11 protein-coding genes are annotated in these 14056 nt (G+C 46.4%); 4 read left to right on the top strand and 7 right to left on the bottom strand.

Annotated features, from left to right (window positions below; genetic code table 11):
* The 4 genes from B9J87_RS13345 to B9J87_RS13360 all read right to left on the bottom strand — a co-directional run.
* Positions 1-103, bottom strand: a 103-nt coding sequence (locus B9J87_RS13345; protein ID WP_303396264.1) for a Trm112 family protein, incomplete at its 3' end; no start/stop codon positions are given.
* Positions 84-1091, bottom strand: a complete 1008-nt coding sequence (gene lpxK, locus B9J87_RS13350; RefSeq protein ID WP_094151154.1) for a tetraacyldisaccharide 4'-kinase — start codon at positions 1089-1091, stop codon at positions 84-86. The genes B9J87_RS13345 and lpxK, both read right to left, overlap by 20 nt.
* 3 nt (positions 1092-1094) lie before the next feature.
* Positions 1095-2843: a lipid A ABC transporter ATP-binding protein/permease MsbA gene (gene msbA, locus B9J87_RS13355; protein WP_094145859.1), complete on the bottom strand. Its 1749-nt coding sequence runs from the start codon at positions 2841-2843 to the stop codon at positions 1095-1097.
* Between the two features lie 32 nt (positions 2844-2875).
* Entirely contained in the window at positions 2876-5119 is a 2244-nt protein-coding gene (locus B9J87_RS13360) for a DNA internalization-related competence protein ComEC/Rec2 (RefSeq protein ID WP_094151157.1), read from the bottom strand.
* 6 nt (positions 5120-5125) lie between these two features.
* On the opposite strand from B9J87_RS13360, the gene B9J87_RS13365 reads away from it, so the two are divergent.
* The gene (locus B9J87_RS13365) at positions 5126-5635 is read left to right on the top strand and encodes a DUF2062 domain-containing protein (protein WP_010319231.1); all 510 of its coding nucleotides are present in this window, start codon (positions 5126-5128) and stop codon (positions 5633-5635) included.
* A 138-nt stretch (positions 5636-5773) separates the two neighbouring features.
* On the opposite strand, the gene lolE is transcribed toward B9J87_RS13365, so the two are convergent.
* The 3 genes from lolE to lolC are packed head-to-tail and all read right to left on the bottom strand — an operon-like array spanning position 5774 to position 8906.
* A complete protein-coding gene (gene lolE, locus B9J87_RS13370) occupies positions 5774-7018 on the bottom strand; it encodes a lipoprotein-releasing ABC transporter permease subunit LolE (protein WP_013856531.1) in 1245 nt (414 codons plus the stop codon).
* A complete protein-coding gene (gene lolD, locus B9J87_RS13375; protein ID WP_094151159.1) occupies positions 7019-7705 on the bottom strand; it encodes a lipoprotein-releasing ABC transporter ATP-binding protein LolD in 687 nt (228 codons plus the stop codon).
* Entirely contained in the window at positions 7698-8906 is a 1209-nt protein-coding gene (lolC, locus tag B9J87_RS13380) for a lipoprotein-releasing ABC transporter permease subunit LolC (protein ID WP_094151162.1), read from the bottom strand. Before lolC ends, lolD begins: the two co-directional genes overlap by 8 nt.
* 165 nt (positions 8907-9071) lie before the next feature.
* Here lolC and B9J87_RS13385 point away from each other — a divergent pair, with 165 nt between their 5' ends.
* Genes B9J87_RS13385 through B9J87_RS13395 form a run of 3 tightly spaced genes read left to right on the top strand, consistent with a single transcriptional unit; the run spans position 9072 to position 13910 of the window.
* The gene (locus B9J87_RS13385; RefSeq protein WP_017048079.1) at positions 9072-9641 is read left to right on the top strand and encodes a hypothetical protein; all 570 of its coding nucleotides are present in this window, start codon (positions 9072-9074) and stop codon (positions 9639-9641) included.
* 8 nt (positions 9642-9649) lie between these two features.
* Positions 9650-13111 carry a transcription-repair coupling factor gene (gene mfd, locus B9J87_RS13390; protein ID WP_094151164.1) on the top strand — a complete coding sequence of 1154 codons (3462 nt, stop codon included), beginning with the start codon at positions 9650-9652 and terminating at the stop codon, positions 13109-13111.
* A 28-nt stretch (positions 13112-13139) separates the two neighbouring features.
* Positions 13140-13910 (top strand): peptidoglycan binding protein CsiV, encoded by a 771-nt coding sequence (locus B9J87_RS13395; RefSeq protein WP_094147409.1) that lies wholly within the window; start codon positions 13140-13142, stop codon positions 13908-13910.
* Positions 13911-14056: the final 146 nt, after the last annotated feature.

The following is a 14056-nucleotide window of genomic DNA, read 5'->3' on the forward strand; positions in this document are numbered from 1 at the left end:
CCAAACGATCTAACTTACAAATAAGCTCTTGATTTTCTTTATCATAAGTCAACTTACTTTTACATACAGGGCAAGCTACAATTTCAAGCAGACGGTGATCCATATGACTCCATTACCTCTTTTATTTTGTCCAAAATACGCCTTTCATCTGGCGAACTAAATTGCGCAGAAACGGGAAGATACCACCAGTTTTTTTGTGCAAAGGCCGCACATTTCACTGCGTCTTTTTCTGTCATGATGACGTTTGCTCCATGTTGCGCAAGCGCCTCTAATTCTGAATATTGATACTCTCGGTGATCCGCAAAACCTTGGGTCAATACCGTCTTTGCACCTAAAGCTTCTAATGTATTGAAAAAGCGCGTGGGATAACCAATGCCAGCAAAAGCCACTAATGCAGCTAACTGGCTCACTGGCGCTTGCTGACCTGTCACTAAGTTAACGGCTAAGCTAGGTGAAAGGTGCATAGCCAATTCGCCATATTGAGCTTGACCGCCATTAGTCACAATAAAATCAACTTCCGCTAACCGAGAGAGTGGCTCTCTTAACGGACCTAAAGGCATGAACTGCTCATTACCGAAGCGACGAACGCCGTCCACGACTGCAAATTCGAGATCACGCTCCAATGCATAGTGCTGAAGGCCATCGTCAGTGATGATCACATCAACACCCAACGGAAGCAGGGCTTGCACTGCTTGTGAGCGCTTTGGTGCAACAGCAACCGGAGCCCCCGTGCGCTGGTGAATCAATTTAGGTTCGTCACCGCAGTGAGCGGTTGGCGTGTCACTTTGCAGCACTAATGGATAAACCGGAGCCTTACCACCATACCCACGCGAAACAACTCCTGGTTTGAAGCCTTGTTCTTGTAAAGCTTCCACTAACCATACAACCAACGGTGTTTTACCATTACCACCCGCGGTAATATTACCCACCACCACCACAGGAACGGGAGCCTTATAGCGCTCTTTTTTGTTTGCTTGAAATGCTCGCTTACGTGCTTGACTGACCAACCGAAACAAGACACTCAGGGGCCACAACAGTGGCCACAACAAAAAACACGCTGGGTGATGTCCGAACCAGATTTTTTCAATCACTGATTAGTCACCAAATTGAATTCGATGTAGTTGGGCATACGCCCCATCCTGTGCAATTAGCTGAGCATGATGACCACGTTCGATAATTTCACCCTCATCGACCACTAGAATTTCATCGGCTTCTTCAATCGTCGACAAGCGGTGCGCAATGACCAATACCGTTTTATTCTTTTGTAGCTCTTCAAGTGCTGATTGAATCGCTCTCTCAGATTCTGTATCCAACGCAGAAGTCGCCTCATCTAGGATAAGTACGGGTGCATCACGTAATAACGCTCGTGCAATCGCTACTCGTTGACGTTGACCACCCGATAAACTGGCTCCATTCTCACCAATCATGGTATCCAAGCCATCAGGCATGTTATTGATAAACTCCATGGCATGAGCAAGCCTAGCCGCGTGCTCAATTTGCTCACGCGTATACTCATTTTCTGCCGCGTAAGCAATATTATTGGCAATGGTATCGTTGAAGAGGTGAACATTTTGCGAAACTAGCGCAAAGTGGGTGCGCAAGTTCTTCAGTTTATAATCGCGAATATCATGCTCATCTAGATAGATAGCACCTGAATCGACATCATAAAAACGAGTCAAGAGGCTCGCGATAGTACTTTTCCCTGAGCCGGAACGCCCAACAAGCGCGACCGTTTTACCTTGAGGAATCTCAAAGCTCACATGAGACAGCGCTGGTTTTTCTTTACCTTGATAAGTAAAGGTCACATCCTGAACTCTAACGTCACCACGTACTTTTTCGGCTTCAAACTGGCCAGTGTCGCGCTCGGTTTCTAAATCAATCAGCTCAAATAATGTTTGGCTGGCCGCCATACCACGTTGGAAATCGGAGGTAACACTCGTTAACGCTTTCAGTGGTCGCATCAAGCCAAACATTGCCGAGAACACCACCGTAAAAGTACCTGGTGTTAATTCGGCACGAATAGAATCAACGCTGGCTAAAAACAGCACAGTGACAAGTGCTAAAGAAGCAATCATTTGAATAATAGGGTCAGCAGTGGACTGCGCCGCAACCAGCTTCATTGTTTGTTGACGCATTTGATTGCTGACATGGTCAAAACGTTTACGCTCTACGTCTTGTCCACCATAGCTCAGTACGACTTTGTGCCCCTTTAGCATCTGCTCTGCTGAAGAAGTCACATCACCCATGGTGGTCTGCATCCCTTTTGAGATCTTACGAAAACGTTTAGAGACAATGCCAATCCCCATCGCAACCACTGGCGCAACCACGATTAATACCAAAGATAACTGCCAGCTATTCCAAAACATCAAGGTCAATAGGCCGATAATACTCGCACCTTCGCGAACAATGCTGACCAATGCACGACTGGTCGCCCCAGCCACTTGCTCTGAATCATAGGTGATACGTGATAACAGACCACCCGTTGATTCTCTATCAAAAAAACTGACAGGCATGTGCATGAATTGATTGAAAATTTTTCGACGCATCAACATCACAACATTGCCAGAAACCCAGCTCAAGCAGTACGAGGAGACAAAGCCACTTAAACCACGCAGCGCCATCATCCCCAAAATAATAAAAGGCAGCACTCGCAAAAAATCGGATTCCGCATTACCAAATCCTTCATCTAAAAGAGGCTTAAGTAATGACACCATATAGGTGTCAGAGACCGCATTGATAATCAATGCGACAACCGCAACTGCTAGGCCAGATTTATATAGGCGGATATAGGTCCACAGGCGTTTGAAGGTTTGCCAAGTGGTTTCGTCAGTATTGAGTGACATAGAAATGCTTTGTTTTTAAGAAAATATTGCGCTCATTCTACCTCGTTACGGAGCATCTGCCTATACCAAGCCTGAGAGCGAGAGATACGCAAGCTGCTAACTTGATAATTCTGCATGCCAAAAATAACGCTAATTTGCCCTGCTTCACCCGTATCCAACCAGTTTGCTCCATGTTGTTGGTAGCGTTGAACAACCTGTGCGGAAGGTAATTGCCAGCGTCCGCCTTTGGCGAGCGAGGCAATAGCGACCTCAGGATTCACCTTACTAATCAAAGCAACAGTAGAAGATGTCCTACTACCGTGGTGTGGTACAAGCAGGATATGACTTTGTAAGGATTGCTCTGTTCGCGCAAGTAACCACTCACTCATGGCATCCACATCCCCAGGTAAAAGCACTGAAAAACCGGTATTTTGGTCAAAGATTCGAATCACGCAAGAGTGAGGATTGTAAGCCCGCGCTACAGTTTTGGGTGGCCAGATAACATCAAAAGAGAGTTGTTGCCACTGCCATTGTTCACCAGCAATACAAGGTTGGTAACCCGCTATCGTTTGACTAGCACGTTTCCATTTGGGCTGCCAAACACGCTCAACTTCCGCTCTTCCACCTGCATGGTCGTTATCCAAGTGACTCAAAATCAACCCGTCTAATTGCGTAGCTCCCCGTTTGTTTAACACGGGGGCAACTGTTGCCTGGATGTGATCACCGCCTTGCCAACTTGCACCAGTATCATAAAGCACATAGCGTCCTTCTTTTTCGATCAACACTGCCAACCCATGCCCAACATCTAACACATCAATCCGCCAACCTGTTTTTATCGGAATGGTGAGCCAAGAAACCATCACAATAAGGCTGTAAACCGCAAGTGCAAAACGCGAGATCAACGGTGAAAACACAAACAGCAACAGAGCACTGCTCAACAGAGCCAAAACAGCCCCAGAAATAGGAAACCAACTGAGGCTTGAATAATGTATTGACCAATCAACTGGAATGAGTAATTTGGCCACCCAATGCCACACCATAGGTGCGCCATCAAAAGTCAAAACCGTACACACTAAAGCCACAAAGATCGCCGGAACCACCACAAAACTGAACCAAGGAATAAACACTAAGTTATAGAGCGCCGCACTGGTACTGACTCCACCGAAAAAATAAGCAGTTACCGGAAGCATACACAGCACTAACCCAATCTGCATCGTCAATAAACGCCATAAAAAAAATCGCTGAGTTTGAGGTAGAGAAAGTTGGTAGAACACCACTGAGACAGCAATAAAGGACATCCAAAAGCTACTGGATAACGCAGCAAAAGGATCGATAAGCAGCACCGCCGATAACGTCATAAGCAGTCGCTTCAACGTATTGATACGGACATTGAGGACAATCATCGCCACATTGAGCAAACACATGATGAGCGCGCGTTGAGTGGGCAAGGTAAAGCCAGCCAACCAAGCATAGCCTAGTGCGCACAAGCTTCCTACGACGAATGGCGACCACCCCATGCGATGATGCAAACGCATCAATACGAGCCCAAGGCTATAACCAAAACCAAACGCGATGCCAATGTGCAGACCAGAAATGGCGACCAAATGAATCAGCCCACTGTCTCGTAATGCTTGCCACTGTGCCGTTGAAATATCACTGCGCTCACCAAACGTAAGCGCCATTAAAATACCAAGATTGGGATCATCAGCGAGCCAGGTTTTGATCTTCTGGTACCATTGTGCTCGCCATTCTGGTAATGATTCAATGCGATAAGACTGTCCATTATTAACCGTTGCACGAGCCACAATACCTTGGCTCAAAGAGTACGCCTCTGCATCAAACCCGGTCTCATTTAACCGACCAAAGATAGGTTTTACTGTGATGGAGAATTCAGCCACGTCACCATACTTCAACGGTAAAGGAGCAATTAATCGCACCTTGGGCCGCAAAAAAATGCCTAAGGTTTGACCATTGATTGATCGAATCGAAATTGTTCCTTCATAACCATGAGTAATTTGTCTAAAAAAGCTGTTAACCTGTCCGTTTATGGTAATATCCGAACCTGTCTGAAAAATAGTGTTGGACTGCTCACGTAATAAGTTCCCGCTGATCACAATGACCATTAAAGCCATTGTTACTCCTGAGAGAAAGCGCAGTTTTCTATAACCGACAGAGAGTATAAGAATGGCGAATAGAGGCATACTCCATTTCCAATCTGGCATCCAAGGCCAATAAGAAGCAGAAATGGCGGTTAGCGAAAACGAAGCTAGGGTCCAGTAATTAGATAAGAGAGTCATGTCACGATGCCAAGAAAGTTCATCAAACGTTTTATGCCTAACCATGAAGTGATTAAGCGTCAGAAGGCATTAAAAATTTTTGGCAATGTGCTGTACAACCCCAATTTATGGTGTTTGAACCGCCGCTCAGCAGCGGGCGCCTTCGCCGTAGGTTTGTTCATGGCTTTTGTTCCACTTCCGAGTCAAATGATCATGTCCGCTGGCCTTGCCATTATGTGCGGCGTCAATTTACCGCTCTCTGTAGCCTTGGTCTGGATTAGCAACCCCATCACCATGCCAGTGCTGTTCTACTTCGCCTACAAGCTTGGCGCATGGGTAATGCAAACACCACCACAACCATTTCACTTTGAACTCTCTTGGCATTTTATCATGCAACAAATGAGTACCATTGGTCCGCCATTCCTTTTGGGTTGCATGATGTGCGGAGTGATCTCCGCCATAATTGGCTACTTCGGCATTCACGGTTTATGGCGCTATTCTGTCGTAAGAAGCTGGCAAAAGCGCCAAGCGAGATAAAAGCTTCAAGAGATTGAGACTGGCTATACAACTGAGCATGTAAAACGATGTCGCATGATGTTGAAAAAGGACCGAACGGTCCTTTTTGTTTGCTAAAAATAGCTCAATGCTGATGAACGAAAAGAATCCGAGTTGAGATTATTTAGCGCTAAGCACAGACGCCGGGTTCAGTTGACTGGCCCTAGAGGCCGGATACCAAGTAGCTAGTAGGCTCAACACAATCGCCGTGGAAGAGACAAGCACCACATCCGATAGGTTCACTTGTGATGGCAAAAAGTCGACAAAATAGATATCACCAGACAAAAACTGATGGCCGACTAACCGTTCTAATCCTTTGATTAACGCTGTTAAATTCCACGCAATCAGCACACCTAACACGCCACCTATCACACTGCCTAATACACCAGAGAAAACACCCTGCCAGACAAAAATTCGTTTCACTAATCCATCGGTCGCGCCCATAGTGCGCAAAATGGCGATTTCAGCCGCACGATCTTTTACCGCCATCATAAGTGTTGAAACGATGTTGAAGCTCGCCACACCAATCACCAGCACCATCACCAAATACATAATGGTTCTGACCAGCTGAATATCACGGTACAAAAAGCCAAATTTTTGCTGCCAACTGCGTAGATAGACGTATTGATCAAGCGTATTGCCGACCTCTCTTACAATTTGAGTTGCATTTAATACCTCTGAGACCTTGATAGCAACGCCCGTCACTCGCTCTCCTAATTTGGCGTAAGCTTGTGCATCTGCCAATGGCACTAATGCAAGGCTGTGGTCAATTTGGCCATTGAGCTCCAAAAGCCCTGAGACCTTGACGCGCACGCGCTTTGGCGCTTGAACTTTAGCGCTCTCATTCGCAGAGGGGATCATCAAAGTGACATAGTCACCGACTGCCGCGCCCAATTTATCCGCCACTCCTTTGCCTAAAATGACCTGTTGCTGACCTGCGACAAAACCTTGCCATGCATCGGAAGAGACAAATTGAGATAAACGCGACACGGCGCGCTCCATTTGCGGATCAATTCCACGCACCTCAATCGCTTTCAGTTGCGCGCCTTTCTCCGCTAATGCCGTCAATTTTACATAAGGAGCGGCCGCTTCCACTTTTGGATGCTGCACGGCTTGCTTGACTAATGACGACCAGTTCGCGATGGGTTGTTGAACCCCTTCAAACTCTCCGTGTGCAATGACAGATAACACGCGGTTCTGCAGCTCTCTCTCAAAACCATTCATCGCCGACAAACCCACGATGATCACCGCAACGCCCACAGCGATACCGATAATGGAAGAGAGCGAGATAAACGACACCATTTTATTACGCTGCTTTGCCAGGCTAAAACGCCGACCAATCACTAAAGAGAGCGAGGTGAACATCTACGGCGCCTCCACATTAATCAGCAAACCATCTTGCATGTGCATCTGTCTGTCCATTTTTACAGCAAGTTCGCTATCATGCGTTACCACTAAAAATGCCGTGCCAAACTCTTGATTCATTTGACGCATCAAATCATAAATCGCCAGCGCCGTTTTGTGATCAAGGTTGCCCGTAGGCTCATCGGCTAACACCAAATCGGGTTGATTGACCAGCGCTCGCGCAATCGCTACCCGCTGCCGCTCTCCACCAGAGAGCTCAGAGGGTCGATGAGATAAACGATGTCCCAACCCCACTTTTCCTAACAGTGCTTGCGCGGCCTGTTTAGCACGCGATACTTTTTGGCCACCAATAAGCAACGGCATGGCCACATTCTCAAGAGCGGTGAAATCGGCTAATAAATGGTGGAACTGGTACACAAAACCCAAATGTTGATTGCGAATGTTCGCTTGTTTATTGGAGCTTAAGCTCGATAAATCCTGACCTAAAAACGACACTGAACCTTCGGTTGCCTCATCTAGTGCACCCAGAATGTGTAATAACGTACTTTTCCCAGATCCAGAAGTCCCAATAATTGAGACTAACTCCCCCGCTTGAATGCCAAAACTGACGCCTTTTAGCACTTGAGTCCGTAGCTCCCCTTCTTGGTAGGTTTTGCATACGTTATGGCATTGTAAAAGGTTATTCATATCTTAAAGCCTCGGCAGGTTTTACGGATGACGCGCGGTAGGAAGGAAACAGTGTCGCGAATAAGCTGAGCGTGATGGCTGCTATCACGACCAACATAATTTGCATGGGGTTAATCACTACAGGCAGAGTTCCCCCCACAGAGAACAGCGCTACACCCATGCTTTCTAATAATACATTGAGGTTATCCGCCAGCAATACGCCTAACACACCACCGACAAGCGAACCAATCACTCCACTACTCGCGCCTTGAACCATAAAAATGGCCAGTACTTGTTGATCTGTCATGCCTTGCGTTTTCAAAATCGCGACCTCAGCTTGTTTTTCCATCACCACCATGATCAACGCGGAAATGATATTGAAAGCCGCCACGCCAATAATCAACCCAAGCATCAAACCCATCATATTTTTTTCCATGCGAACAGCTTGGAACAACTCGCCACGCTGATCTCGCCAGTCACTCCATTGCCATCCCTTAGGCAAAGGTGCGCTAGCTAGGTCTGCGACCACAAAAGGATCATCAAAAAAGAGCCGCCATCCCGACACAGTATTTGATGGTAAACGAAGCAATCGCGCTGCATCTTTGATGTGCGTCAGCATCAGCTGTCCATCCACATCAGACCCCGTATTGAAGATACCTGCGACAGTAAAATTACGCTGCGCAGGAATACGACCTAAGGGGGTAAATTGGCTAGCTGAAGTGACCATCAAACGCACTTTATCGCCAATTGTCACGTTGAGCGCCCGCGCCAATGAATGGCCAAGGAAGAGTTGATATTCGCCCGGCTTGAGCGCACTCACTTGACCCGCAATCAAGTGCGCCGCAATCGGATCATGTTGATTCGGTTCAATTCCCATCAACAAACCTGCGGCCAGTTGCGATGAGCTTTGAACAACCGCTTCACTGCGTACAATCGGTTCAGCCGCTCTGGCGCTAGAGATCTGGCTAATGAATTGAGGCACATCTTGCGTGAGCAAAGTGCGATCGCCGTTTTGCGAAACTACAGCCTGAGGCAACACACCTAAAATTCTATTTTTGAGCTGGGATTCAAAACCATTCATGACCGAAAGCACCGTCACCAGTGACATCACGCCAATGGTTATCCCCGCCGTAGACATATAAGAGACAAATCGACTGAATCTATCACCGGATCGCCCACGTAAATAACGCAAGCCGATGAACGCCGAAATAGGATGAAACATAAGAAAAACCGCCTAAAAGTGATGCTCAGTACTGTAACGAGAAACGGTGGAAGGTTGTAGCTTTAATTTGCCAAAAATCGGTTAAATAGACTCGATAACAAGGACATACCTTGATTAGTTCGCCGGTATGACGATAATCAACAAAGCGATGAGAAGGATGCCTTTATGACCGAGCAAGAATTTTTTACGGTTCACTATGGACTGACAACCAATATTGAACTTTTAGACAGCACATTTATGCTACCTTCCCAATCAATATTTGAAGCGGAGATTCCTGCCCCATTTATTGTGGCCAGTGAGTTTAGCCAGTTGGATGCACTCACCGAAAGTGCACGACTAGAACTGAAAAATAGTGATTTCAAGCACGTCGTTCAGTTACTTGATACTCAAAATTCGAAACTGAATTTGTTGCTGACCTTTATGTTATCACAGCAAGATGAGCCACATTCACGCTTCATCACCAGCACATTTGGGGCCAGTCGCTTCTCACTTCGTTATCCAAACGCACTAGAAATTGGTACCCAAGCCCGCTGTAAACTGTTTTTGGACCACCCTGCAGCCGCTATTTATTGCTATAGTTCGGTGATTGATTGCCAAGCGGACGAGCAACACTATCTCATCACGATGAAATACGATTTACTGCGAGATACTGACCAAGATCTCTTGATTAAAGCCGCACTGTACCAGCAGCAAAAATTGCTGCGTCAACGCTCTTTAGACCGAAATAAACCATAAGCGTTCTCATGACTACACACTCTTTACTGACTCTGATTAAACCTGCTGGCGCGGGCGACAAAAAACACATTGGTAACCTACGTGGTGCAAGCCTTGCGTTGGCAATTGCAGAGCTGGCCAACCAGCATAATAGCCACACTTTACTGGCTGTACCTGATCCTCAAACCGCCTTAAAGCTGCAGCACGAAATTGAGCAGTTTAGTGACGCCGAAGTGGCGCTGTTTCCTGATTGGGAAACTTTGCCTTATGATAGTTTTTCGCCTCATCAAGAGATCATTTCTGATCGCATCGCGCGCCTATATCAATTACCGAGCTTGAAAACAGGCATTACCATTGTGCCAGTGAGCACCATATTGCAGCGTCAGACGCCGCGAGAATTTCTGCTACAGCATACCCTGATGGTTAAAACTGGTGATCAATTTTCCTTAGATAAACTGCGTATTCAGCTGGAAAAATCGGGCTATCGTCATGTTGATCAAGTGTTTGGCCCAGGCGAATACGCCAGCCGAGGTTCGATTCTTGATTTATTTCCAATGGGCAGCAGCGATCCTTATCGCATTGATTTTTTTGATGATGAAATCGACACCATACGCACCTTCGATCCTGAGAATCAACGCTCAATTGAAGAGATCAGTGAGATACGCTTGCTACCTGCTCATGAATTTCCCACCACAGAAAGTGCAATTGAAGATTTTCGCACCCGCTGGCGTCAACGATTTGAAGCGCGTCGTGAACCAGAATCTGTCTATATGCAAGTCTCAAAGGGGATTTGGCCAGCCGGTATTGAATACTGGCAACCGCTATTTTTTGAACACACCGAAACCTTGTTCGATTATATCGCGCCAGAAAGCCAACTAATTGTCGTAGGAAATATCGAAACAGCGATTGACCAGTTTTTAACCGACGTCGAATATCGTTACCAGCAGCGTAAAGTTGACCCTCTTCGCCCGTTGCTGCCACCTCATGAATTGTGGCTTAAAAAAGATGAGCTTTTCAGTCTTTTCAAAAACGTGGCTCAGATCCAACTCAGTGTAGAACCGATTTCAGAAAAGCAAGGGCGGATCAATTTAGCGGTCAGTGCATTACCCGACTTGGCGGTCATGCATCAAAATAAAGAGCCTTTAGTCGCCATTCGGCAATTTAGTGAAAGTTTCACTGGGAAAATCATTTTTTCCGTCGAATCAGAAGGCCGTCGCGAAGCATTACTAGAGCTATTGCAACGCGTAAAACTGCGCCCTATCGAAAAAGAAACCTTCCAGCAAGCGTGCCAAGCAAAAGAAAAACAATGTCTCGTATTAGGGGCATCTGAGCACGGCTTTATTGATAACAATGCCAACTTAGCGTTCATCTGCGAAAGTGATTTACTCGGTGACCGTGTCATTCTTCGCCGTAAGAAAGATCGTAAAGTCACCAATAGTGACGCTGTCATTCGTAACTTAGCTGAACTCAAACCAGGGCAACCCGTTGTTCATATTGATCATGGTATCGGCCGTTATCTCGGGTTACAGACGCTTGAAGCGGGTGGCATGATGACCGAATACGTCACCCTTGAGTATCAAAACGAAGCCAAACTTTATGTCCCTGTCGCTTCATTGAATCTCATTAGTCGTTACTCTGGCGGCGCGGAAGAAAGCGCACCATTGCATAAGCTCGGGGGTGAAGCATGGACCAAGGCACGACGAAAAGCGGCCGAAAAAGTCCGCGATGTCGCTGCAGAGCTGCTGGATGTTTACGCCAAGCGAGAGCTCAAACCAGGCTATAAGTTCGCTCTGGATCGTGGCCAATACGCGACCTTTAAAGCAGGTTTCCCATTTGAAGAAACCGATGATCAAAATACAGCTATCAACGCCGTGCTATCGGACATGTGTCAGAAAAAAGCGATGGACCGATTAGTGTGTGGTGACGTTGGATTTGGCAAAACAGAAGTCGCCATGCGCGCCGCCTTTGTTTGCACCGACAACAATAAACAAGTGGCCGTATTAGTGCCGACAACCTTACTCGCGCAGCAGCATTTTGAAAACTTTCGAGACCGATTTGCTAACCTGCCGATCCGTGTCGAAGTTTTATCACGCTTCAAATCAGCGAAAGAGCAAAAGCAGATACTACAAGATGTCGCCGACGGCAAAGTCGACATTTTGGTTGGCACGCATAAACTGCTTTCCAGCGAGCTAAAATTTAGCGATCTTGGTCTTTTGATCGTTGATGAAGAACACCGTTTTGGCGTTCGCCAAAAAGAAAAAGTGAAAGCGATGCGTGCTGATGTGGATATTCTCACGCTGACGGCAACGCCGATTCCGCGTACATTAAACATGGCGATGAGCGGAATGCGCGATCTATCGATTATCGCCACACCACCCGCACGACGCTTAGCCATCAAAACCTTTGTGCGCCAACATGATGAGAGCACTATTCGAGAGGCTCTATTACGTGAAATCATGCGCGGTGGACAGGTTTATTTTCTACATAACCAAGTAGAAACTATCGACAAAGTGGCCGCCGATTTAGAAAAGCTGGTCCCTGAAGCTCGAATTACCGTCGCCCATGGACAAATGCGTGAACGTGAGCTGGAAAAAGTGATGAACGACTTTTATCACCAACGATTCAATGTATTGGTTTGCACAACCATCATTGAAACCGGGATTGATGTCCCAACCGCGAACACCATCATTATGGACCGAGCAGACAACCTTGGTTTAGCGCAGCTACACCAACTTCGTGGCCGAGTAGGACGCTCTCATCACCAAGCTTATGCTTACTTACTCACTCCACACCCTAAAGCCATCACTAAAGATGCCGTGAAACGTTTAGAAGCGATTGCATCTCTTGAAGATCTTGGCGCCGGTTTTACTCTAGCAACGCACGATTTAGAAATCCGTGGGGCAGGTGAATTATTGGGCGATGAACAGAGCGGTCAGATCCAATCAATTGGTTTTACTCTCTATATGGAGATGCTAGAGCAAGCGGTTGAAGCATTAAAAAATGGCAGAGAACCTTCTCTTGACGATTTGCTTCGTGAACAAACCGAAGTGGAAATGCGTTTGCCAGCGCTATTACCCGATGATTACATTCCTGATGTAAATACTCGCCTCTCCATGTATAAACAGATAGCGAGTGTCGCTAGCCGAGATGAGCTCGCCGAGCTCAAAGTCGAGTTGATTGATCGCTTTGGTAAGTTACCTGATGCTGCAAATAACTTACTCGGCGTTGCTGAAGTCAAAATTGATGCTGCACGTATAAAAGTGAAGAAAATCGAAGCACATGAAAAAGGCGGCTACATTGAGTTCTATCCAGATGCTGACATTAACCCCGTCTTTTTGGTTAGACTTCTGCAATCACAACCGAAAAAATTTGCAATGGAAGGGCCAACTAAGTTTAAGTTTGCTGTACCATTAACCGATAGACGTGAACGAATTCAATTTGTGTCGAGTATGCTCAGCGAATTCCAACAAAACCTGATGCCTAGAGCATAAATTACGCACAAAAAATGATGGAGCCATAATGAAAAAACTGATCCCACTCCTACTTTTGCTTATTTCGATGCCAAGTCTGGCACAACGGCAATTTGACATAGAAGTGATCATTTTTAAGCGTGCAATTGATGCAGAGAAGGTCAGTGAGTCGTGGCCTAACTCATTGCCTGAAATCAATATTCAACGCGCGGGCAGTTTTAGTGACTTAAACTATCGCCAAGAAAAAGGCGTGAAAATGCTGCCTTTTTCCGACTACCAACTTAACGACCAAGCACAAAAACTGAAAAACCACGCCGGCTTTGAAGTGCTATTGCATACGGCTTGGCGTCAAGGCGATCAAGGCAGAGCTTCCGCACCGATTTTCCATATTCAAGCGGGTAAAGATTACTCCGCTAAATTCAATACTGACGGCAGTGAAAAAGTGGCCGTACTAGAAGAATCGCCAGTAAACGGTGTGCTAGAACAAAGCATCGCGAGTCCCCTTTACGAACTCGACGGTAAATTACAAATCTATGTGCAGCACTATCTTTATGCTGAAACCACGCTCGACCTTAAAGCCCCGAGTGTGCGAGAAATCGTGCTCCAAAGTAAACCATTGGAGTTAGATATTACACCTGAAGAGCAAAATGCCGAGGTTCAACTGGGGAACCTAGAAGCTATCTCCCCAACAGTGGAAAAGGAAGAGTTTTTAAAGAGCTATCGGATGGACCAAAAACGCCGTATGCGCAGCAACGAAACCCACTATCTAGACCATCCATTAATGGGAATGATCATTCAAGTTCGCCGCGTTGCAGAATAAAGCCTAACAAAGCGCCCTGCCTGGGCGTTTCTTCTTTTATTCATCTCTCATACAGTTTAGCTCACTGATTTCATATCCTTACCGGTTAGAGCTATTCTGTTGTTAACTATTCTTATCAAAACCAATAACACAACCCACCTACAGGC

Source organism: Vibrio sp. V19_P1S1T109, assembly GCF_002241375.1.
Lineage (GTDB): Bacteria > Pseudomonadota > Gammaproteobacteria > Enterobacterales > Vibrionaceae > Vibrio > Vibrio anguillarum.